Source organism: Candidatus Pantoea formicae (genome assembly GCF_011752625.1).
GTDB classification, from domain to species: Bacteria; Pseudomonadota; Gammaproteobacteria; order Enterobacterales; family Enterobacteriaceae; genus Pantoea; species Pantoea formicae.
The window spans coordinates 1-23510 of the sequence record NZ_VWXD01000014.1; the positions used below are offsets into that span (position 1 = coordinate 1).

The window sequence follows — 23510 nt, forward strand, 5'->3', positions numbered from 1 at the left end:
GAATGAGTGCTTGCCGAGATCGATACCAATGAGCGATACGTTTTGCATGATGATCCCCTTCAGAAAGAAAAACACCCTGTCAGCATAGCGCCCGACAGGGTGGAGGTGACCATCTCATTAAGGCCGCTGTCCCATCCAGGACAACGGCCTTTATATTAACGATAAATCACGATGCCAGTGACAGCGCCGGTTTCTGACCGTTCACCGCCAGCCATTCGCGAATGCGCGCCTGCTCGGCTTCCGTTAACCACATACCCTGTTTAGTACGACGCCAGATTGCATCATCCAATTCCCGCACCCACTCGTTTTTCACCAGGTAGCGCAATTCGGCTTCATAGAACTCGTGACCGAAGTTCTCGCCCAAATCTTCGATGCTCTGCGCGCCTTCCAGCAGCACTTCTGTACGGCTGCCGTAGGTACGGGCAAAGTGACGCGCCATGCCTTCGCTGATAAACGGATAGCGACGGCGTAAGCCTGCTGCGTAATCTTCACGTGTGCCGGAGAAATCACCGCCCGGCAGTACCGCTGATTTCGTCCAGGCTGGACCGGCGTTCGGATAATACTTGGCCAGTTTTTCCAGCGCATGTTCTGCCAGTTTACGGTAGGTCGTCAACTTGCCGCCAAACACCGACAGCAGCGGAGCCTGACCGTTGTCATCATGGACATCCAGTGTGTAATCACGAGTGATCGCTTGTGGTGAATCCGATTCATCATCACACAGCGGACGCACGCCAGAGTAAGTCCAGACGATGTCCTCTTTGCTCAGTTGCTGTTTGAAGTGTCCGTTAAACACCTTCAGCAGATAGCTGATTTCGTTGTCATCGATCTTCACATCTTTCGGATCGCCTTTGTACTCCACGTCGGTGGTGCCGATGATGGAGAACTCGTCCATCCACGGAATCACAAACACGATACGGTTATCTTCGTTCTGCAGGATATAAGCCTGTTTTTCACGGTGTACGCGCGGTACCACAATGTGGCTGCCTTTGATCAAGCGAATGCCATAAGGTGATTTCAGTTTCAGACCATCGTCAAACAACTGCTTCACCCAGGGGCCAGCGGCGTTGACCAGGCCTTTGGCGCGCCAGGTGTAGATTTTGCCAGTATCGATGTCTTCGGCTTCCACCATCCACAGGCCGCCTTCACGCCATGCGCGATTGACGCGGGTGCGGGTGCGGACTTCGCCACCTTGTTTCACCACTTCTTGGGCATTCAGCACAACCATGCGCGCATCGTCCACCCAGCAGTCGGAATATTCGAATCCGCGCGTGATTTCAGGTTTCAAGGCCGATTCCGCGCCAAAACGCAGGCCTTTACTGCCTGGCAATGTAGTGCGTTTACCCAGGCGATCGTACATAAACAGGCCAAGACGAATCATCCACGCTGGACGCAAATGCGGGCGGTGCGGCAAGCGGAAGCGCATCGGGAAGGCAATATGAGGCGCCATTTTCAGCAGCACTTCACGTTCAGCCAGCGCTTCGCCCACCAAGCGGAATTCGTAGTGTTCCAGGTAGCGCAGGCCACCGTGGATCAGTTTTGAGCTATTGGAGGAGGTTGCACAGGCCAAATCCCGCGCCTCCAGCATTAGCACTGACAGTCCGCGTCCTGCAGCGTCCACTGCAATGCCGGCTCCGTTAATGCCGCCGCCGATCACGATCAGGTCTTTGGTTTCCACGTCATCTCCTCCGATGTTCGGAATAGTTCTAAAATGTTCGTTTTCGAGCGTAATAATAATCGGAAACCAACATTGATGCCAGCGCTTAACTCAATAAAAACATTTTTGCGTGATACAGCTAACATTCCTGCAGGAAAAAAAATCCATAGCCATAACTTTTGTCAGGTTATGGCAACGGATTCTCAGGTTAAACTAGGCGCTAATTGTGACGACGTGATGAGAGACACCATGGAAACCTTCGAATGTATTACGGTTCAGCAAGCTAACGAGCACCTGGCACAAGGCGCACAGCTGGTGGACATCCGCGACCCACAAAGCTTCGCGATGGGGCACGCGGCGGGCTCGTTACACTTGTCTAACGACAACCTTGCCGACTTTATCGCGCAGGCTAATCATGATTTACCCGTGCTGGTGATGTGCTACCACGGAAACAGTAGCAAAGGTGCGGCCCAGTTCCTGCTGGGGCAGGGTTTCAGCGCTGCCTATAGCATTGATGGTGGTTTCGACGCCTGGCGTAGTGCGTTTCCAGCGCAGGTTGCGACTGGCAGCGTCTGAGCCGGTCCCTAAAAGGAAGGAGAGCACGCACGATGCGCATTACCCAGTTTAACCATCCCCGCATGGCACAGGCATTTGTGGACTATATGGCCACACGTGGCGTCACGCTGCGTATTGAGCGCGAAAGCCACTATGTCATTATGCTGGATGATGAAACGCAGCTTTCAATGGTTGAAAACGAACTCGCACAGTTCATTCGCGATCCCAACCATCCGCGTTATCAGGCGGCCAGTTGGCACACCGGCAGTACTGACAGTGGCTTGCGCTACGAGCGCAGTAATATCTGGGCGAATATTCGTGAACGCGCAGGCCCGCTCACCATGACCATCATGATCGCCTGCGTGGCGGTTTTCATCATGATGCAGATTGTTGGCGATGATGTGGCACTCGATTGGCTGGCGTGGCCCGCTGATTCTTCGCAATATTTCCAGGTGTGGCGCTGGTTTAGCCATGCGCTGCTGCATTTCTCACTGCTGCATATTCTCTTCAATCTGATGTGGTGGTGGTATCTCGGCGGCGCAGTGGAGAAGCGTATCGGCAGCGGTAAGCTGTTTGTGATTATGCTCATTTCCGCGCTCCTGAGTGGCTGGATGCAGGCGAAGTTCAGCGGGGTGCTGTTCGGGGGATTGTCGGGTGTCGTCTACGCATTGATGGGTTATTGCTGGCTGAGAGGCGAGCGCGATCCCGAAAGTGGTATTTATCTGGAGCGCGGATTGATGGGCTTCGCTATTGTATGGCTCATTATTGGCTGGTACGGCGCATTTGGCCTGTCGATTGCCAACGCAGCCCACGTGACGGGGTTGTTGGTGGGTCTCGCCATGGCGTTTGTTGATACGCGCAACATCGCGCGTCGCTAGACAGAAAAAAAGAAAACGGCTTTGAGCCGAGGAGAGTGATGTGAAGCAGACGCAACGTCATGACGCTATTATCGATCTGGTCCGGCGTCAGGGATATGTCAGCACAGAAGAGTTAGTGGATCACTTTGAAGTGAGCCCGCAAACTATCCGGCGCGATCTCAACGATCTGGCCGATCAAAACAAGATTCAGCGTCATCATGGCGGGGCGGCGCTGCCTTCCAGCTCCGAAAACACCGCATGGCAAGACCGTAAAATGATGTGGTCGGCTGAAAAAGCGCGCATTGCTGAACGTGTGGCGAGCCAAATCCCAGATGGTGCCACGCTGTTTATCGATATTGGCACGACGCCCGAAGCGGTGGCACATGCGCTGCTTAATCACAACAATCTGCGCGTGGTCACCAACAACCTGAACGTCGCGATTCTGCTGATGGCGAAGCCCGATTTCCGCGTGATCATCGCGGGTGGGGAAGTGCGTACGCGTGATGGCGGTATCATGGGAGAAGCCACGCTCGACTTCATCTCTCAGTTCCGCCTCGATTACGGCATTCTCGGTATCAGCGGCATCGACATGGATGGTTCGCTGCTGGAGTTCGATTACCACGAAGTCCGTACTAAACGCGCCATTATTGAAAACTCGCGTTGTGTGATGTTGGTGGTAGACCATTCGAAGTTTGGTCGTAATGCCATGGTGAACCTCGGCAACATGAGTCTGATTGACTACATGTATACCGACAAAACGCCACCAGCCAGCGTGTTGAAGGTGATTGAACAGCATGAGGTTCACCTCGAACTCTGCTGATTGCCAACCGTAGCGGCGCAGTGCGTTGCGCGATAAACCGCGCCGCTACAAATCTTGCATGTACTGGTCTCGATTTTTTTCACTGCACCCGCATTTCTCTGTCGCTTTTTTCTCCGCCCCCGGCTTTACTTATCCTTTCTGGTTATGCGCTCGCCCGACTTTACCGTTAACGGACTCGAAGGGATTGATATGTCGCAGCAAAAATTCAATAAAACACGTTTCGACGCCGCACTTACCCGCCAATGGCAGCACCTTGGACTGACCTCCGCTCAACAAATGACACCGCACCAATGGTGGCAGGCGTTAAGCAGCGTAATGGCTGAAATGCTCGCCACGCAACCTCCTGTCGCGCCACGCATGGGACAGCGCCACGTAAACTATCTGTCGATGGAGTTTCTGATTGGCCGGCTCACCGGCAACAATTTACTCAATCTCGGTTGGTACAACGACGTGCAGGCCGCACTGGCGGAGCATCAGGTAGAACTCAGCGAGCTGCTGGAAGAGGAAACCGACCCTGCGCTCGGCAATGGCGGGCTAGGGCGTTTAGCCGCTTGCTATCTGGATTCAATGGCGACGGTTGGACAGGCAGGCATGGGCCATGGCCTCAATTATCAATACGGTTTGTTCCGCCAAACCTTTGAGGACGGCCAGCAAAAAGAAGCGCCCGATGACTGGCAGCGCGACAGTTACCCGTGGTTTCGTCACAACGCCGCGCAAGATGTGCAGGTCGGCATCGGCGGCAAGGTGAAGAAAAATGACGATGGCACGCTACTCTGGCGGCCTAAATTCCAGTTAAAAGGTGAAGCCTGGGATCTGCCCGTGGTGGGCTATCGTAATGGCGTCACGCTACCGCTGCGCTTGTGGAAGGCCAGTAGCACACATCCGTTTGATCTTACGCTGTTCAATAACGGCCAATTCCTCCAGGCCGAGCAGCCAGGCATCGACGCTGATAAATTAACCAAAGTGCTCTATCCCAATGACAATCACGCGGAAGGTAAGCGGCTGCGCTTAATGCAGCAGTATTTCCAGTGTGCCTGCGCGGTGGGCGATATTCTGCGTCGCCATCATCTTGCTGGACGCTCCATTCACAGCCTGCCTGATTTCGAAGTGATTCAACTCAATGACACCCATCCCACTATCGCCATCCCAGAAATGCTGCGTATTTTACTGGATGAGCATCAATTGGGCTGGGATGAGGCCTGGCAGATCACTAGCCGCGTCTTCGCTTACACCAACCACACCTTGATGCCGGAAGCGCTGGAGCGTTGGGATGAACAGTTGGTACGCAGCCTGCTGCCGCGCCATATGCTCATTATTCGTGAGATTAACCAGCGCCTGAAAAAAGTGGTGAAAAAGCAGTGGCCAGGCGATCGCGCAGTATGGCAAAAGCTGGCTGTGGTCGCCGACGGACAAGTGCGTATGGCGAATTTGTGTGTGGTGAGCTGCTTTGCCGTTAACGGTGTGGCGGCGCTGCACTCCGAGCTGGTGGTGAAAGATCTGTTTCCGGAGTATCACTTACTCTGGCCAAACAAATTCCACAATGTCACTAACGGCATCACGCCACGTCGCTGGCTCAAGCAGTGTAATCCGCTGTTGTCGAACCTGATTGATGAGACGCTACAAGTTGAATGGGCCAACGATCTTGACGCGCTGGAGTGGCTGGCACCCTATGCGCGCAAAAAGGCGTTCCGCCAGCAGTTCCGGACCATTAAACAGCAGAACAAGCTGCGTTTGACGGTATACATCAAGCGTGTCACCGGAATTGATGTGAACCCTGATGCGCTGTTTGACGTGCAGATTAAGCGTCTGCACGAGTACAAGCGCCAGCATCTCAGCCTGCTACATATGCTGCACTGTTATCGCCAACTGCGAGAAGACCCGAAAAATCCTGACTTCGTACCGCGCGTGTTCCTGTTTGGTGCGAAAGCGGCTCCAGGCTATTACCTCGCCAAAAACATTATCTACGCCATCAATAAAGTGGCGGAGGTGATCAATAACGACCCGAAAGTTGGCGATCGGCTAAAGGTGGTCTTTATCCCGGATTACCGCATTACCGCGGCAGAGTTGATGATTCCCGCCGCCGATCTCTCAGAGCAGATCTCCACCGCCGGGTATGAGGCGTCTGGTACCGGTAATATGAAGCTGGCGCTTAACGGCGCGCTGACCATCGGTACGCTGGATGGTGCCAACGTCGAGATCGCCGATGCCGTGGGTGAAAAGAATATCTTCATCTTCGGCAATACCGTGGATGAGGTGAAGGCGCTCAAAGCGGAAGGTTACAGCCCGAAAAAGCTGCGCAAACAGAACAAATATCTGGATAGCTTGTTGAAGGATATGGAGAAGGGCAAGTTTAGCGATGGCGACAAGCATGCGTTTGATTTGCTGCTCGACAGCCTGACGAAAAACGGCGATCCCTGGTTAGTTCTGGCAGATTTTGATGCCTATATCGCAGCACAGCAGCAGGTAGAGGCGCTGTGGAAGAATCCTGAAGCCTGGACTAAGGCCGCCATCCTAAACACTGCGCGCACCGGGCGATTTAGTTCGGATCGATCCATTCGCGATTACCAGCAGCGTATTTGGCAGGCTGCTCGGTAATTTTCAGGTTGCTATAAAGGGCATAGTGCTTGCGTTTCGGTCGCCATTAATGGCGACCCTACATTGTTCGGTGTGCCATTAACGGCGCCCTTGCATTGTTCGATAGGGTTCGCATTCATGCGTACTTGGTCAAATACGCACTCATTGGCTTAAGTGAGCGGCATTACGCCATTAATGGCCTACCTCTTTTGTTCGATACGATTTTCGTAGGGTGCGCATTGATGCGCACCGCATTCAAGGAGACGCGATGACGCTGAGCAAACTCGATCAGGCGGCGCTTGCCGCAGGTATCGCCGTGGAATTTATCAATGCCAAAGGTGAGCCGGAAAGTATCAGCGACGATACCAAGCGCGCGCTGCTGGCGGTGATGGAGACACCGGAAGGCAAAGCTCCGCCGTTACCGCCGGTGCAGGTGTTCACGCCGGGTCGCCAGCGCCATCTGCTACCCCAAGGCAAAGGCGAGTTTCGCTGGCAACTTCAGTCAGAACAGGGCAAAGCATTCAGCGGTATCATTCAGGGCGGAGAATCGTTAGCTCTCCCGCCACGTTTGCCGCAGGGTTATCACCTGTTCACCTTGTATCAGGGGCGTAAGCAGTGGCAAACGCGCATTATCATTGCACCACGCCGCTGTTACCTGCCACAACCGCTCGAACAGGGCGAGAAGCGTTGGGGGGCACTGGTGCAGCTTTACACGCTGCGATCCGACCGCAATTGGGGTATCGGTGACTTTGGCGATTTGCAGCAGATGGTGGCGCACATTGCGGCCAACGGCGGCGATTTCGTTGGCCTGAATCCATTGCATGCGCTTTATCCCGCACAACCCCAATACGCCAGCCCGTACAGTCCCACCTCCAGGCGCTGGCTCAATGTGCTGTATATCGACATCCATCAGGTTGCGGCCTTTGAGCAAAGCCATGAGGCACAGCGCTGGTGGCAACTCGCCAAAACGCGTAAGGCGTTGCAGAAGGCGCGCGACAGTGAATGGGTAGATTATATCGCGGTGGCGACCCTCAAAATCACGGCGCTGCGCTTTGCATGGCAAGCCTGTCAGCCCGATGCTGATTTCCAACAATTTGTGGTAGAGGGTGGCGATCATCTGCGATATCAGGCGGCTTTTGACGGCATTCTCGCTGAACGCGCAGCTGACCATCCTGACGAATGGGGTTGGCAAAACTGGCCAGAAAGCTGGCGCAATGCCCATCTACCAGAGGTACAGCAGTGGTGTTCTGAACATGAGGAGGAAATTCAGTTCTGGAGCTGGTTGCAGTGGCTGGCGCAGCAGCAGTTTGCGGCCTGCTGGCAGCGCAGCCAGCAGTTGGGCATGGCGGTAGGCCTTTACCGCGATCTGGCCGTGGGGGTCGCTCAGCACAGTGCAGAAACCTGGCAAGACCCGCAGTTGTATAAGCTGGGGGCTTCCGTAGGTGCACCGCCTGACCGGCTTGGTCCGCTGGGGCAAAACTGGGCTCTGCCACCGCTCGATCCGCATGTGCTGCGCGCGCGAGGTTATCAGCCGTTTATTGATTTGCTGCGGGCTAATATGCGTGACTGCGGCGCATTGCGTATTGACCATGTGATGGCGCTGCTGCGTTTGTGGTGGATTCCCTACGGTGAAGGCGCAGAGAAGGGGGCTTACGTCTCGTATCCCGTGGAGGAGTTGATGGCGATTCTGGCGTTGGAAAGTCAGCGTCATCGCTGCATGGTGATCGGCGAGGATCTTGGGACCGTACCACCGATCATTGTGCGCATGATGCGCAGTTACGGTATCTTCTCGTGGAAAGTCCTGTTTTTTGAACAGGAGCGCGATGGCCGCTATCGCCAACCTACCGCTTATCCACGCCAGTCGATAGCCAGCGCCAGTACTCATGACTTACCGACGCTGAGTGGATTCTGGCAGGCAGGCGATTTGGCACTGGGAGAACAACTCGGTATCTACCGCGGTAGCGTGTTGCAATCGTTGCAGCAGCAGCGGGATACCCAGAAGCAGGCGTTACTGGATGCGCTTCAGCAGGCGGGGGCGATGCCTGCACGCGATGCTAAGCCTGTGCAGAAACAGCCGATGACACCGAAGTTAAATTTGGCTATGCACCGTTTTCTTGCTCAGACGGAAAGTGCGCTGCTTGGGTTGCAGCCCGAAGATTGGCTGGGGATGACCTCACCCGTCAATGTGCCTGGCACGGTGGATGAATACCCTAACTGGCGGCGTAAGCTGGACGTCACGCTGGAAGCGATGTTCGCCGACAAAACGGTGAAGCAGGTGTTAAAAGCGGTGAGCAAGGGGCGCAAAGAGGGATAAAACAAGCGGCAGCTCGGGTAGGCTGCCGCTGCATAAATCAGTAGTAAGAGTGCTCGCCGCGCTGATGCTCGGTCAGATCGCGTACACCTTTCAGCTCAGGGAAGGCTGCCAGCAGCTCTTTCTCAATGCCATCTTTCAGCGTTACGTCAATCATCGAACAGCCGTTACAGCCGCCGCCAAACTGCAGAATGGCGTAACCGTCATCGGTGATTTCCATCAGCGACACGCGCCCACCGTGACCTGCCAACTGAGGGTTGATCTGTGCTTGCAGCAGATACTCTACGCGCTCAACCATTGGGGCGTCGTCAGACACTTTACGCATCTTCGCGTTAGGCGCTTTCAGCGTCAGCTGGGAACCGAGGTTATCAGTGACAAAATCAATTTCCGCATCTTCCAGATAAGGTGCGCTCAGTTCATCCACGTAAGCGGAGAGCTTTTCAAACTTAAATTCGGTATCAGTGGCTTCTACAGCATCCGGCGGGCAGTAAGAGACGCCACATTCAGCGGTTGGCGTACCCGGGTTGATGACGAATACGCGAATTTGGGTGCCATCTTCTTGTTTTGACAGCAATTTTGAGAAGTGCTCTTGTGCTGCATCAGTAATAACGATCATGGCGATTGCTCAATAGTTGACTAAATTACTTGGTTATAATACGCCCAACGCCGACGCTCTACAAGGTACGGCACAGGCAGCCAATATGTACGCTGGCCGCGCCTTGCGCCAGCAAAATGCGGCTGATTTCACTCACGGTACTTCCTGTGGTGACCACATCGTCGATGAGTAAGATATGACGCCCAAGCACCGACATTTCAAGGTGAAAAGCGCCGCGCAGGTTCTTTTTACGCGCTGCGGCCGCTAAAGCATGCTGAATCGCACCCTGCCTTCGACGTCGTACACCCTCGCGATACTCACAACCTAGCCAGCGAGCCAGGGGTTTTGCGATGAGTTCTGCCTGATTGTACCCGCGCCGCCATGCGCGATGGCGATGCAGCGGTACGCTCAACACTAAATCTATGCGCGGCAGGCGGTTATCGCGCCGATTTGTTAATAATTTTAACAAAAGTAGCCGCGCGAGCATCACTCTGAGTGCGGTTGCGCGAGAAAATTTCAGCTGCAAGACCCAGTCGCTAATGGGAGGGCGGTAATCGCTAACACAGGTCATGCTTTGCCACGGCGGTGGATGGCGGAGGCAGCGCCCGCAAAGTGCAGCACCACTGGCCGGTAATGCACAGCATGGGCAGAGTGGTGGAAGGCGCGGGATCAATGCGGCACAGCGGCTGCATAAGCCATGTCCGGCAATCTGGAGCGGCAAGCGGCATAGCCAACACAGGGCAGGGATTGATAGCATAGCGGCCTCTTTTACTCTTTTCGGGAGTGTAACCGATGAGTTCGCTTTACTGGCACACCATAGGCGAGGGTGATTACGATCTTGTGCTGCTGCACGGATGGGGATTAAACGCTGAAGTATGGCAAAACATTGTTCCTCGACTCCGCCCACATTTTCGTCTGCATCTGGTGGATTTGCCCGGCTTTGGACGCAGCCAGGGTTTTGGCGCGCTGACCTTGCCCGAAATGGCACAGCAACTGCTTCCCCACCTGCCTGAGCGAGCATATTTACTGGGATGGTCATTAGGTGGATTGGTGGCCAGCCACATTGCTTTAACGCAGCCAGAACGCGTCAGTGCCTTAATCAGCGTTGCATCGTCACCCTGTTTTACTGCGCGAGGCGATTGGCCGGGCATTAAGCCAGAGACGCTGGAGAGCTTCCAGCAGCAGTTGAGTCATGATTTTCAGCGCACCGTTGAGCGATTCCTGGCGCTACAAACCATGGGCACCGAAAATGCGCGCCAGGATGCTCGTCAATTGAAAGAGGTGGTGCTGTCACAACCGATGCCATCGGTGGCGGTACTTGAAGGGGGATTGGCGATTCTGCGTCAGGATGATTTGCGTGATGCACTGGATGGGTTAACGCTGCCATTTTTACGCATCTATGGCTACCTCGATGGGCTAGTGCCACGTCGCGTGGCAGAAGCATTGGATGCCCGCTGGCCGGATTCCCCTTCCGTGGTGATGGAAAAAGCGGCACACGCGCCCTTCATCTCGCACCCTGATGAGTTTTGCCAGCAGATTATTGATTTCGCACAGTGAGTTATGAGTTAGTTGCCTTAACAAGTGGCAAATCTGTCACAACCAGCAATACTTTTGTCGTGAGCTACGCCGCAATGCGGTGTGATTAGAACGTTTTCTCATCTGATGTGCTTCGCGGCTGCTTACATCTCAACAATGGAAAATGTGCATGAGGGTACTGCTATGAAGGTAATGAAATGGGTTGTGGCTTCAATGGTGATGGGTGCTGTTTCATTTTCAGCATTTGCGGCAAAGGAAGTGACCAAAGAAGAAGTACAAAAAATGAATCTGAAGAAGATCGGTACGGTAACCACTACGGCGGAAACCACTTCGCCCATGGATGCCAAGCGCGAACTCTCTAAAGCGGCCGATGAAAAAGGTGGGAAATACTTCCTGGTGATTGCGGGCCGTGAACATGGCAAGTTCAGCGCCACGGCGGATGTCTACGAGTAACTAGCTGCGTAACCACATAAACTGCCAGGCGGCGAGCTTCAATGGCTCGCTGCCATCTATTTTTTCCCCGCTAATCACATCCTGAAAGTGCTTCGCCTCGGGTAAATGCGCACTGACGTCGCGGCTGCTGAGATTGAAGACGCACACTAACCCTGCCTCGCTGTCAGGTGAGTATCGGCGCAGCATCAGCAGTGCATTTTCGCTCTCCAACAGCGTCATCGGATTATCAGGGTGAAATGCAGGCTGACGTGTGCGCAGCTGAATCAAAGCACTGAGGCGTTCAAATACCTGCTGCCGTAGCGCGTTATCGCCGCTGATCCACTTTTCCATCTCACGCAGGCTGTATTTTTCGCGGTTAATGGCGCGGTTGTGTCCGGCCGCGCGTACCCCTTCGTTATCGTTTCGAGAGCCCAGGATGCTTTGGATATAGATGGCCGGTACGCCCGGAAAAGCGAGCAGAATAGCGTGAGCCAGCAGGAAGCGACGCAGGCGCGTATCATCGTCGTCGTTCTGATGATTCAGCGCATCGAGATAAGTGACGTTGATTTCATAAGGGCTGGTGGTGCCATCGGGATTGTTCTTGTAGGAGACCAGCGCCCCCTCAAGCGCCAACTCACGGACCAGGGCCACAATTTCCACTTCCGATAAAATCCCGCGGGCAGGATTGAGGCCGATACCATCGTGCGAGGCGAGAAAATTAAAGAAGGTCGTTCCGCCGTGACGAGTGTCCAGTGTACTGGCCCACTGACGTAAAGCGCGTGCTGAGCCAGAGTGAATGGCGTGCAGCACCAGTGGGGGCAAGGAGAACTGGTACACCATCTGCGCTTCATCCTGGCCATTGCCGAAATAACTGATGTTGTCTTTGTGCGGCACGTTGGTTTCCGTGATGATCACCGTACCGGGCGCGACTTCGTTAGCGACGGCGCGAAACAGTTTCACAAGCTGGTGCGTTTTGGGCAGATGAATACAGTTGGTACCCGGTGTTTTCCACATGTAGCCGACGGCGTCGAGCCTGACGTAATCAGCCCCCTTATTCAGATAATCCAGCAAGACATCCACCATGCGGATTAGCACTTCCGGGTTGGCGAAGTTGAGGTCAATCTGGTCGGCGCTGAACGTGGTCCAGATAAAACGCGTTTCACCGTTTGCCAGGGTGAAAGGGGTCAGCAGTGGCGAGGTGCGCGGGCGCGTCACGGCGCTCAAGTCAGTGGCGGGTGGCATGCTGATAAAGAAGTCATCCCAGCCCGGGTCTTGAGCCAGAAAGTGTTGGAACCACTGGCTGTGGGCAGACATGTGATTACAGACAAAATCGAACATCAGCCGGGTTTCACTGTGCAGTGCCGCGATGTGCTGCCAGTCGCCGCAGACAGGGTTAACCTGGTGATAATCAATGACAGAAAAACCATCGTCTGAAGAGTAAGGAAAGAAAGGGAGCAAATGCACCAGATTAAATGTGGATTGCAGATGCTGCTGATAAAAGCGTGAGAAGCTGGCTAAGGTGGGTTGATCCGGTTCGCGAAACTGGTCGGCATAGCTGATCAGCACCACATCTTTTTCATCCCAGTGTGCTTTGCGTGGAAGTTTGGCGGTATCTCGCGCCGCACGAATATGGGAAAGCAGGCGCTCACGTGCTGCGACGGGAAAGCGGCCTTCGTAAATTTCATCGAGTAGTGCGTTGATAATGTCCATTTGATCGCTGGGCCACGCGGAAGGTCATTTTTTCACACGGATTTTTTCAGCGTAGACGGGTGAGGGGATTTATCAACTCATATACCCGTCATACTTCGCACTGCAGGTGCGTTGGCTGCGTGTGGTCACCCCAGTCACTTACCGGTGTAAGCTCCTGGGGACTCCCACACTTGCCGCCTTCCTGCAGCCCGAATTATTTAGGGTATCCGTCATACTTCGAACTGCAGGTGCGTTGGCTGCGTGTGGTCACCCCAGTCACTTACCGGTGTAAGCTCCTGGGGACTCCCACACTTGCCGCCTTCCTGTAGCCCGAATTATTTAGGGTATCCGTCATACTTCGAACTGCAGGTGCGTTGGCTGCGTGTGGTCACCCCGGTCACTTACCGGTGTAAGCTCCTGGGGACTCCCACACTTGCCGCCTTCCTGCAGCCCGAATTATTTAGGGTATAAAACGAGCCAAGACTGAGCTTAGCGTTTCTTACCGAATGCCGCTGCGAGCGCGTCACCCATGGCGCTATTACCTGCTGGGGCGCTAGCGGGTTTGCCACGTGCTTTGTTATTGGCTGCCGGACGTGCATTCTCTTTACCGCTGCTGCGGTTGTTACCGCCGCGTGCATTGCTTTCACCAGGCTGCTCATCCAAACGCATGGTGAGGGCAATACGTTTGCGCTGCATATCCACTTCCATCACCTTCACTTTGACGATATCGCCCGCTTTCACGACCTGATGTGGGTCTTCAACGAATTTATCGGAAAGGGAGGAGATATGGACCAAGCCATCCTGATGTACGCCGATATCCACAAAGGCACCAAAATTGGTGACGTTGGTGACCGCGCCTTCCAGAATCATCCCTGGCAGCAGGTCGTTTAGCGTTTCCACGCCTTCGGCAAACTGCGCGGTCTTAAATTCTGGGCGGGGATCTCGACCCGGTTTCTCCAGCTCTTTGATGATATCGGTGACGGTTGGCAGGCCGAAACGCTCGTCGGTGAAGTCGCGCGCGTTGAGGTCACGCAGTCCACCGGCATTGCCCATCAGCTCGCTCAGTGCCTGCTCGGTGGCGGCCAGAATGCGTTCGACCAGCGGATAGGCTTCTGGATGCACGGTTGACGCATCCAGTGGGTTATCACCATGATTGATGCGCAGGAAGCCGGCGCACTGCTCGTAAGCTTTTGGCCCCAGTCGGCTGACTTTCAGCAACTGCTGACGGTTCTGGAAGCGGCCATTCTCGTCGCGCCAGCTCACGATGTTCTGGGCCATCATGCGGGTTAAGCCTGCCACACGCGTCAGCAGCGCCACCGATGCGGTATTCAGATCCACACCCACGGCGTTTACGCAGTCTTCAACCACCGCATCCAGCTTCTTCGCCAGCTGGCTTTGGCTAACATCATGCTGATACTGGCCCACCCCAATGGATTTCGGATCAATTTTCACCAGCTCTGCCAGTGGATCCTGTAAGCGACGTGCAATGGAGACTGCGCCGCGAATGGAAACATCCAGATCAGGGAATTCCAGTGCTGCCAGTTCTGATGCAGAGTAAACCGATGCGCCGGCCTCACTGACAATCACTTTCTGCGCGTTGATCTGCGGGAACTGCTTCTGCATATCAAGGAAGAAACGCTCGGTTTCACGTGAAGCCGTGCCGTTACCAATCGCGACCAGCTCAACCTGATGTTTGATGCACAGAGCTGCTACCGCCGAGGCGGCTTTCGCCGCCTGACCGGTGTGAGGGTAGATGGTGTCATACGCAACCAGTTTCCCCGTGGCATCCACCACCGCGACTTTCACACCGGTACGCAAACCTGGATCAAGGCCCATGGTGGCACGCATGCCCGCCGGCGCGGCCATCAGCAGATCCTGTAGGTTACGAGCGAACACATTGATGGCTTCATCTTCAGCGCGTTCACGGATGGTGCCCATTAATTCCGTTTCGAGGTGCAGCAGGACTTTGATACGCCAGGTCCAACTGACCACGGCTTTGCGCCAGCTATCGGCTGGGGCATTGTTCAGACGCAGTTGAAGATGTTCGGCGATCAGGGTTTCACCATGGCTTTCGCGTGGCGCTTCTTCAAACTGCGGATCGGCATTCAGCGACAGTTGCAGCACACCTTCATTACGGCCACGGAACATGGCTAAGGCACGATGTGAGGGGACACTGCTCAAGGCTTCATGGTGATCGAAGTAGTCGCGGAATTTCGCGCCTTCTTCCTCTTTGCCTTCCACCACGCGGGATACGACATGCGCATTCTTCCACAGATAATCACGTACTTTCGCCAGCAGGGTGGCGTCTTCGGCAAAGCGTTCCATCAGGATGTAACGTGCGCCATCAAGTGCAGCGCGGACATCCGCGACACCTTTATCAGCATCGACGTAGCCTGCTGCCAACTGCTCAGGGTCTTGTGAGGGATCTTGCCACAAGGTGTCGGCCAGAGACTCCAGCCCCGCTTCAATGGCGATTTGGCCACGCGTACGGCGCTTCTGCTTATAAGGCAGGTAAAGATCTTCCAGCTCGGTTTTGTTCAGCGTGCTGTTGATAGCGTTGGCGAGTTCAGGAGTGAGTTTTCCCTGTTCATCGATGGATTTCAGAATCGACTGGCGGCGATCTTCCAGCTCGCGCAGGTAGCCCAGGCGGCTTTCCAGTTGACGCAACTGGGTATCGTCCAGCCCACCGGTCACTTCCTTACGATAACGTGCGATAAACGGCACGGTGTTCCCTTCATCCAGCAAGCGAACGGCAGCGTCAACCTGGTCGGCGCGTGCCTTCAGCTCACTTGCGATAATCTGGCTCAGTGAATCTTTCATCATCATTAACAATGCTTACACAGGGTTAGAAATAGGGGACAGTTATACGGATTGAGGCAGCAAATTGCCAGCCGGGGACAGGTGAATCCGTCTTTTTCTGAATGCAGCACGCACATTGTGGGACGCACCTTGCTGAAGGAAGAGCTGTCGCTTATTGTTGGCGCTTCTTTACCGTACTGAAACGCTGTGACCACGAGTAGACGCGATGAAAACCCAACTGATTACCCGTGAGGGCTACAACAAATTACGTGCTGAGCACGACCATTTGTGGAACGAAAAGCGTCCGGAAATCACTAAAATTGTGTCCTGGGCCGCGAGCCTGGGTGACCGCTCAGAAAACGCCGATTACACCTACAACAAGCGTCTGCTGCGTCAGATAGACCGGCGCGTGCGCTATCTGCGTAAGTGTCTTGCCGACCTCAAAATTGTTGATTATGCCCCGCAACAAGAAGGCAAAGTGTTCTTTGGCGCCTGGGTTGAAGTGGAGAATGAGCAGGGTGATGCAAAGCGCTTTCGCATCGTCGGGCCGGATGAAATCTACGGCGAGGCGGTAAAAGAGTACATTTCGATCGATTCGCCAATGGCGCGTGCCTTGATTAAAAAAGAGGTGGATGACGAGGTTGTCGTCAATACGCCAGAAGGGCAGAAAATCTGGTTTGTTAACCGCATCGAGTACGTGAAGACCCCAGAGTAAAAAGAAGCGGAGAATAATGGCTTGGGTAAAAAAGCCTTGGGTGCAACTTATTCTCCGGTGGCGAAAGGGGCTGGCAGTAAAAGGGGGAAGCGCCGCAGCCTTGCCGCGCCTGAATCGTACAGTTATTTACCGGGCGTGGTTGCCGTGGTTGTGGAGGTACTGCTCGTGCCTTTGTCTCCGCCACCCATGGTCGCTAATGCGATTCCAAGCAGTGCGCCCACCGCACCAACACCAACGGCGTCTGAGTTGCCTTTAGCGGTCGTTGAGGCTTGTGCCCCAGCCGCTTCGCCCGCGCTGGTGGCCGCTTGCACCTGAGAGAAGCTGGCCAGAACCAGCGCACTCAGCAAGACCATCGTTTTTTTCATCTCTCTCTCTCCAAATACACGTCAGTTCAGCAAGATTTCATGCAGTTTCTGAGATTCAGTTCCAAGAAAAAAGAGATGTTTACTCTCTGATAAATCAGACTTTATTTTAGGTTGGCCTTATTGGGCATCGTCAAGGGAATGTTCCGAGAGCAGTCAGGAGTGGAAAGCAAAAACAGCCAGATATTATGCTGCAACGCATGCGCAATTGAGCGATAGTTCGCTACTGACTTAAGTCAAATGGACCGATATCACCGGGAATTCGATGGCTCAACGCAATGTGATCCAGATTCGAACAGAAAATCGCGGAAATTTTCGGATAAGCGCTAAGCGGCTGGAAAGCACAGATAAAAAGCGCGAGACGGAGCGCATTTCAGGGTTAAAATTAAATATAAGCTGCTGTTTAATATGCTTTGTAACAATTTCGGCTAGAATATAAACCATTAATGACTGTCACATGTGGGCATCTTTTTTACACAATATTGGCTCAGGCAATGGCGCCTTTGGGAGTTGAACATGCAAGAGAACTACAAAATTCTGGTCGTCGATGATGATATGCGTCTGCGCGCACTGCTCGAACGCTATCTCACCGAACAGGGCTTTCAGGTGCGCAGTGTCGCCAACGCCGAGCAGATGGATCGTCTGCTGACTCGTGAATCATTCCATTTGATGGTGCTTGATTTAATGCTGCCGGGCGAAGATGGCTTGTCCATTTGCCGTCGTTTACGCAGCCAGAGCAACCCAATGCCGATCATTATGGTCACCGCGAAGGGTGAAGAAGTGGATCGTATCGTTGGGCTGGAAATCGGTGCCGATGACTACATTCCTAAACCGTTTAACCCACGTGAATTGCTGGCGCGTATTCGCGCAGTGCTGCGTCGCCAGGCGAATGAACTGCCGGGTGCACCTTCACAGGAAGAAGCGGTTATTGCTTTTGGTAAGTTCAAGCTGAACCTCGGTACCCGTGAGATGTTCCGTGAAGATGAGCCTATGCCACTGACCAGTGGTGAGTTCGCGGTGCTGAAAGCGCTGGTCAGCCATCCACGTGAGCCGTTATCACGCGATAAGCTGATGAACCTGGCACGTGGGCGTGAGTATAGTGCGATGGAGCGTTCTATCGACGTGCAGATTTCACGTCTGCGTCGTATGGTCGAAGAAGATCCTGCACACCCACGCTACATTCAGACCGTATGGGGTCTGGGCTATGTGTTCGTTCCGGACGGCAGTAAAGCATGAGGCGATTGCGCTTCTCTCCTCGCAGTTCGTTTGCCCGCACCTTGTTGTTGATCGTTACCTTGCTGTTCGTCAGCTTGGTAACGACCTATCTGGTGGTGCTGAATTTCGCCATTCTTCCTAGCTTGCAGCAGTTCAATAAAGTTCTCGCTTACGAAGTGCGTATGCTGATGACCGATCGGCTGCAACTGGAAGATGGAACGCAGCTGGAAGTTCCACCGGCATTCCGTCGCGAAATTTATCGTGAGTTGGGTATTTCGTTGTACACCAACGCCGCGGCAGAAGAGAGCGGGTTACGCTGGGCGCAGCATTACGAATTTCTCAGCGAGCAGATGGCGCAACAGCTTGGCGGTCCGACGGATGTGCGGGTCGAGGTCAATAAGAATTCGCCAGTGGTATGGTTAAAAACCTGGTTGTCGCCAGACATCTGGGTGCGCGTACCTCTGACAGAGATCCATCAAGGCGACTTCTCGCCGCTGTTCCGCTATACCCTGGCCATTATGTTGTTGGCGATAGGGGGGGCTTGGCTGTTTATCCGTATCCAGAACCGACCCCTGGTCGACCTGGAGCATGCAGCGCTGCAGGTCGGTAAAGGCATCATCCCTCCGCCATTGCGCGAATATGGCGCATCGGAAGTGCGTTCAGTGACGCGCGCTTTTAATCAGATGGCTGCGGGGGTAAAACAGCTTGCGGATGACCGCACACTGTTGATGGCCGGTGTCAGCCACGATTTGCGCACGCCGTTGACGCGCATCCGTCTTGCTACTGAGATGATGAGCGAACAGGATGGCTATCTGGCTGAGTCGATCAACAAAGATATCGAAGAGTGCAATGCGATTATCGAGCAGTTTATCGATTATCTGCGAACCGGCCAGGAGATGCAGACCGAGCGCGCCGATCTGAACAGCGTGCTGGGTGAAGTGGTGGCGGCAGAGAGCGGCTACGAGCGCGAGATTGAAAACGCGGTCATGGAAGAAGAGTTAATGCTGGATATCAACCCACTGTCGATTAAACGCGCGGTGGCAAATCTGGTGGTGAACGCGGCGCGCTATGGCAATGGCTGGATCAAAGTCAGCAGTGGCCAGGAGCTCAACCGCGCTTGGTTCCAGGTGGAAGATGATGGTCCAGGTATTAAGCCAGACCAACTTCAACATCTTTTCCAGCCTTTTGTTCGCGGTGATAGCGCACGCAGTACCAGCGGAACCGGTTTAGGCTTGGCGATTGTACAGCGAATTATTGATGCGCATGAAGGCTCGTTGGAGATTGGTGACAGCGAACGCGGAGGTTTGCGTATTCGTGCATGGTTACCGATTCCCGAGAATAACGGTACGGCATTAATCCTTAGCAATCACAGTGAAAGAACGTAGCAGCGTAATTGATTGCGTATCTGTGCTCAGGTTTGCACGATAAATCGCGCTAACGCATAGGTCACTCATAAGCCGCCATTTGGCGGCTTATTCACATCACAACTGCGGGCCAGCCTGAATCAGCGCTTTACCTGCATCGTTATCGGTATATTTCTCGAAGTTAGTGATAAAACGTTGTGCCAGGCCTCGTGCGGCCTCTTGCCATGCGGCTTCATCCGTCCAGCTTCGACGTGGATCGAGAATCACGTCATCCACCTGCGCCAGCGTGGTCGGTATCTGCAGATTGAACACCGGCAGTGTTTCTGTTTCTACATCATCCAACTCACCCGCCAAAATCGCATTAATTATCGCGCGCGTATCTTGCAGCGAAATACGTTTGCCGCTGCCATTCCAACCCGTGTTCACCAAATAGGCTTTTGCGTCTGCTGCTTCCATACGCTTCACCAACACGTCGGAATATTGCGTGGGATGCAGCGTCAGGAATGCAGCGCCAAAGCAGGCGGAGAAGGTGGGGGTTGGCTGCGTCACGCCACGTTCAGTACCGGCCAGTTTAGCGGTAAAACCTGACAGGAAGTGATACTGCGTCTGTTCTGGTGTTAAACGGGAAACAGGTGGCAGGACGCCAAAAGCATCCGCCGTCAGGAATATGACGCGCTTAGCATGGCCCGCTTTAGAGATCGGTTGAACAATGTTGTCGATGTGCTCAATCGGATAGGAGACGCGGGTATTTTCGGTCTTGCTGGCATCAGCATAGTCTACGCTGCCATCTTCGCGGACCACGACGTTCTCCAGCAGCGCATCACGGCGGATCGCGCGGTAAATCTCGGGCTCGGCTTTCTCAGACAGGTTGATGGTTTTGGCGTAGCAGCCACCTTCAAAGTTGAAGACACCATCATCGTCCCAGCCGTGTTCGTCGTCGCCAATCAACTGGCGGTCAGGATCGGTGGAAAGCGTGGTTTTACCCGTGCCCGACAGGCCGAAGAATACGGCGACATCACCAGCTTTGCCGACGTTAGCCGAGCAGTGCATGGAAGCGATACCTTTTAGCGGCAGCAGGTAGTTCATGATGGCGAACAAGCCTTTCTTCATCTCACCGCCGTACCAGGTGCCGCCAATCAGCTGCATGCGTTCGGTCAGGTTAAAAGCGACAAAGTTCTCAGAGTGTAAACCCTGTGCTTGCCAGTCTGGATTGGTGCATTGCGCCGCGTTCATCACCACAAAATCCGGTGCGAATGAGGCCAGCTCCGCTTCGCTTGGACGGATAAACATGTTTTTGACGAAGTGTGCCTGCCATGCCACTTCCATGACAAAGCGGACGCTCAGGCGGGTGTCTGGATTCGCACCGCAGAAGGCATCAATCACAAACAGACGTTTGCCGGAGAGTTGTTCAGTACAGCGATCTTTTAGCGCCTGCCAGGTTTCCTGAGACAGCGGCTGGTTGTCGTTCTTGCCGTTGCCAACGTCATTCCACCACAGGGTGTCACGCGTGGTGTCGTCACGCACAATGTACTTATCTTTTGGCGAGCGGCCCGTAAAGATGCCGGTATCCACGGCGATGGCACCGCTCTGCGTCAGAGTACCTCGCGCGTAACCCTCCAGTTCTGGGCGGGTTTCTTCCTGAAATAACGTCTCAAAGTCAGGGTTGTACACCACTTCGGTGGTACCGCTAATGCCCAAAGCGGCGAGGTCTTGCGATGTCAGGCCGTTAACGCGCATGTGGCTGCTCCTTAAATCGGTGCTTCATAGCATTTTATGAGGAATGCTGCGTCTTGCCGCGCTTAACTGGGCAAGGCAGATCGCGCGCAGTGTACACGTCTGAATTGGGCAGGAAAGTTCATGGAGTTAAAAATGCGAGCTGGAACGTGACAAGCAGAGGAATCTGCCAGTTAAGAAACTAAAGTCAGCGTAAATTCGTTAATCTTCGAAGGAAAGTGATGGGTTAACTCCTGACAGGAATACGGGCGGCATAGCCGCCCGTAAGGGAATTAATGCACTTGATCGCTGTTGCTGGTAGGAGCGCTACGAATGGCAGCAATATCCACTGCATCGTACACATAGTGAGAACCGCAGTAATCACAATGCATATCGATTTTACCGTCCTCTGCGAGGATTTCGTCCACTTCTTCTACTGGCAAGGTGTTCAGCACTTCACCACAACGCTCGCGTGAGCACGTGCACTTAAAGCTGACTGGGGTGGGATCAAATACCGTGGCCTCTTCCTGGTGATAGAGGCGCCACAGCACATCGGTTGCCGGTAATTCGATCAACTCTTCACTTTTCACGGTTTCGGTCAGTGTCGCCAGATGGTTGAAATCATCCTGGCTTGGCTCTTGTGCAGGCAGCACTTGCAGCAGAATACCGGCGGCGCCTTTGTCGCTGGTGCGAATAAACAGGCGCGTTGGCAGCTGTTCAGAACGCATAAAGTAATCTTCCAGGCAACCGGCCAGCGTATCTGCTTCCAGCCCGACGACACCCTGGTAACGCTCCCCTTTTTCTGGCGAGATAGTGATCACCAGATAACCGTTGCCGACCATCTCTTTCAGACTGCTGCCCGGTGCAATTTCGGCGTCCTCTTTCACGCGCGCTACGCCACGTAACTCCTGTTTGTTGTTGCCGTTAATCACCGCGAGCGTCAACGGGCCATCGCCCTGAAGCTGTACAGTGATATCGCCGTCAAATTTCAACGTAGCGGTCAACAGGCTGGTGGCAACCAACAACTCGCCCAGCAGGATTTTAACCGGCTCAGCGTAGTCGTGATTTTTGACAATCTCGCGCCAGGTTTCAGAGACGTTAACCAGCTCGCCACGTACGGCGACATTTTCAAACAGGTAACGGTGCAGTTGATCTTGAACAGACATAGTGTTTCTCTCGTTAGGGCGACGGTTATTCATCGCCCGACAATTTAAATTTCATCAGATCGCGGCGCTCTTTTTTATCCGGACGGCGATCGGGATGCGGCATCGTAAGGGCATTCATCTTGCGTGCCAGCGCGGTTTTCTCACGCTTCTCAATACTGGCGGCAGTCTCTGCATACATTTCCTGCGCCTCACTGGCGGGACGACGTTGCTCACCAATGGCCGTGATAATCACTGTGCGCTCGTCGTTGCCTTGTCGCAGGGTCAGCTCGGCTTGCAGTTCCACGATTTTACTCGGTTTGCTGCGTTGGCCGTTGTAGTGCACTTTACCGCCTTCAATCATTTCGCGAGCCAGTGCGCGGGTTTTATAAAAACGCGCGGCCCACAGCCATTTGTCGAGGCGGACGCTTTCACTGATTTTCTCTTTCATTGCGGCTCCTGCTTTGACGCAGCGTCTCACACAACTGGCGATAGTCTCGCACCGCAGCATGACGCTGGAAAGATTGATCGGGCCGACCGGAATCCGGATTACTGACGCCTAAACACCAGCGAATGCCCCAGCGTGCGGCTGCATCGAGGATCGGTTCGCTATCATCAATGAACAGCGTTCGTGCGCTATCGAATGCGGTGTGCTGCTGAACCGCCTGCCAGAGACGTGGATCCTCTTTCGGATACCCAAAGGTATGGGTGGAAAGTAATAAATCAAGGTGGGCAGCCAATCCCGTCTGCTCCAGCTTTACATCGAGATTGTACGGATGTGCGTTGGTCAGCAAGATAGTGCGTTTGCCCGCAGCCCGCAGCGTCTGCAACAGAGGAAGCGTATCATCACGCATTGCCGCGCGGTGGCGCTTTTCCCACGTCATGACGCGAATATCCAGTGCCAGCTCTCGCGACCAGTAATCAAGACAATACCAGTTTAGCGTATGCGCCACGGCTTGATATTTTTGCTGTATCAACTGGTGCGCTTCAGCTAGGGTGATATCGCGCTCGCGACTCAGGGTCTCTGGAACGTGCTCCAGCCAGAAATGGCGATCGAAGGCGAGATCAAGCAGCGTGCCGTCCATATCCAGCAGCACGGTATCGATCTCAGACCAGTTAAGCGTCATCGGTATAAACCCCCACCCTAAAAAACAGGGCGACAGGGTAGCACAGAAGG

At 54.2% G+C, this 23510-nt stretch carries 20 protein-coding genes; 10 read left to right on the top strand and 10 right to left on the bottom strand.

Features of this window, described 5'->3' with window-relative positions; genetic code table 11:
• Positions 1-166: 166 nt before the first annotated feature.
• Complete coding sequence (gene glpD / locus F3J38_RS24070; RefSeq protein ID WP_167143025.1) at positions 167-1675, bottom strand: glycerol-3-phosphate dehydrogenase; 1509 nt, start codon at positions 1673-1675, stop codon at positions 167-169.
• Between the two features lie 228 nt (positions 1676-1903).
• Here glpD and glpE point away from each other — a divergent pair, with 228 nt between their 5' ends.
• From glpE to malQ, 5 genes are all read left to right on the top strand, one after another.
• Entirely contained in the window at positions 1904-2230 is a 327-nt protein-coding gene (glpE, locus tag F3J38_RS24075; protein ID WP_205298392.1) for a thiosulfate sulfurtransferase GlpE, read from the top strand.
• Between the two features lie 32 nt (positions 2231-2262).
• Positions 2263-3087: a rhomboid family intramembrane serine protease GlpG gene (gene glpG / locus F3J38_RS24080; protein ID WP_167143031.1), complete on the top strand. Its 825-nt coding sequence runs from the start codon at positions 2263-2265 to the stop codon at positions 3085-3087.
• A gap of 40 nt (positions 3088-3127) precedes the next feature.
• Complete coding sequence (locus tag F3J38_RS24085) at positions 3128-3886, top strand: DeoR/GlpR family transcriptional regulator (RefSeq protein WP_167143033.1); 759 nt, start codon at positions 3128-3130, stop codon at positions 3884-3886.
• Between the two features lie 189 nt (positions 3887-4075).
• Positions 4076-6481, top strand: a complete 2406-nt coding sequence (gene malP, locus F3J38_RS24090; protein ID WP_167143036.1) for a maltodextrin phosphorylase — start codon at positions 4076-4078, stop codon at positions 6479-6481.
• 247 nt (positions 6482-6728) lie between these two features.
• A complete protein-coding gene (malQ, locus tag F3J38_RS24095; protein WP_167143039.1) occupies positions 6729-8774 on the top strand; it encodes a 4-alpha-glucanotransferase in 2046 nt (681 codons plus the stop codon).
• Positions 8775-8811: 37 nt separating this feature from the next.
• Here the strand turns inward: malQ and nfuA are convergent, their stop codons facing one another.
• Both nfuA and gntX read right to left on the bottom strand, forming a co-directional pair.
• The gene (nfuA, locus tag F3J38_RS24100) at positions 8812-9387 is read right to left on the bottom strand and encodes a Fe-S biogenesis protein NfuA (protein ID WP_167143042.1); all 576 of its coding nucleotides are present in this window, start codon (positions 9385-9387) and stop codon (positions 8812-8814) included.
• A 58-nt stretch (positions 9388-9445) separates the two neighbouring features.
• Complete coding sequence (gntX, locus tag F3J38_RS24105) at positions 9446-10123, bottom strand: DNA utilization protein GntX (protein ID WP_167143045.1); 678 nt, start codon at positions 10121-10123, stop codon at positions 9446-9448.
• Positions 10124-10158: 35 nt separating this feature from the next.
• On the opposite strand from gntX, the gene bioH reads away from it, so the two are divergent.
• Together bioH and F3J38_RS24115 are read left to right on the top strand one after the other, a co-directional pair.
• A complete protein-coding gene (gene bioH / locus F3J38_RS24110; protein WP_167143048.1) occupies positions 10159-10923 on the top strand; it encodes a pimeloyl-ACP methyl ester esterase BioH in 765 nt (254 codons plus the stop codon).
• A 162-nt stretch (positions 10924-11085) separates the two neighbouring features.
• On the top strand, positions 11086-11355 hold the full coding sequence (locus tag F3J38_RS24115) for a YdgH/BhsA/McbA family protein (protein ID WP_167143051.1): 270 nt from the start codon (positions 11086-11088) through the stop codon (positions 11353-11355).
• On the opposite strand, the gene F3J38_RS24120 is transcribed toward F3J38_RS24115, so the two are convergent.
• Positions 11356-13044, bottom strand: coding sequence for an alpha-amylase family glycosyl hydrolase (locus F3J38_RS24120; RefSeq protein ID WP_167143054.1), 1689 nt, complete (start codon positions 13042-13044; stop codon positions 11356-11358). It lies immediately after the preceding gene.
• Between the two features lie 468 nt (positions 13045-13512).
• Positions 13513-15843, bottom strand: coding sequence for a Tex family protein (locus F3J38_RS24125; RefSeq protein WP_167143258.1), 2331 nt, complete (start codon positions 15841-15843; stop codon positions 13513-13515).
• Positions 15844-16048: 205 nt separating this feature from the next.
• Here F3J38_RS24125 and greB point away from each other — a divergent pair, with 205 nt between their 5' ends.
• Complete coding sequence (gene greB / locus F3J38_RS24130; protein ID WP_167143057.1) at positions 16049-16537, top strand: transcription elongation factor GreB; 489 nt, start codon at positions 16049-16051, stop codon at positions 16535-16537.
• A gap of 122 nt (positions 16538-16659) precedes the next feature.
• On the opposite strand, the gene yjbE is transcribed toward greB, so the two are convergent.
• Positions 16660-16902: an exopolysaccharide production protein YjbE gene (gene yjbE, locus F3J38_RS24135; RefSeq protein WP_167143059.1), complete on the bottom strand. Its 243-nt coding sequence runs from the start codon at positions 16900-16902 to the stop codon at positions 16660-16662.
• A 513-nt stretch (positions 16903-17415) separates the two neighbouring features.
• Between yjbE and ompR the strand changes: the two genes are divergently transcribed.
• Both ompR and envZ read left to right on the top strand, forming a co-directional pair.
• Positions 17416-18135 (top strand): osmolarity response regulator transcription factor OmpR, encoded by a 720-nt coding sequence (gene ompR / locus F3J38_RS24140; protein WP_001157751.1) that lies wholly within the window; start codon positions 17416-17418, stop codon positions 18133-18135.
• A complete protein-coding gene (gene envZ, locus F3J38_RS24145; protein WP_167143062.1) occupies positions 18132-19499 on the top strand; it encodes a two-component system sensor histidine kinase EnvZ in 1368 nt (455 codons plus the stop codon). Before ompR ends, envZ begins: the two co-directional genes overlap by 4 nt.
• 96 nt (positions 19500-19595) lie before the next feature.
• Here the strand turns inward: envZ and pckA are convergent, their stop codons facing one another.
• From pckA to yrfG, 4 genes are all read right to left on the bottom strand, one after another.
• Positions 19596-21215, bottom strand: coding sequence for a phosphoenolpyruvate carboxykinase (ATP) (pckA, locus tag F3J38_RS24150; protein WP_167143065.1), 1620 nt, complete (start codon positions 21213-21215; stop codon positions 19596-19598).
• Positions 21216-21484: 269 nt separating this feature from the next.
• Entirely contained in the window at positions 21485-22357 is an 873-nt protein-coding gene (hslO, locus tag F3J38_RS24155; protein WP_167143068.1) for an Hsp33 family molecular chaperone HslO, read from the bottom strand.
• A 25-nt stretch (positions 22358-22382) separates the two neighbouring features.
• Entirely contained in the window at positions 22383-22784 is a 402-nt protein-coding gene (hslR, locus tag F3J38_RS24160; RefSeq protein WP_167143071.1) for a ribosome-associated heat shock protein Hsp15, read from the bottom strand.
• Positions 22765-23460 carry a GMP/IMP nucleotidase gene (gene yrfG, locus F3J38_RS24165; protein ID WP_205298393.1) on the bottom strand — a complete coding sequence of 232 codons (696 nt, stop codon included), beginning with the start codon at positions 23458-23460 and terminating at the stop codon, positions 22765-22767. The genes hslR and yrfG overlap by 20 nt, the downstream gene beginning before the upstream one ends.
• Positions 23461-23510: the final 50 nt, after the last annotated feature.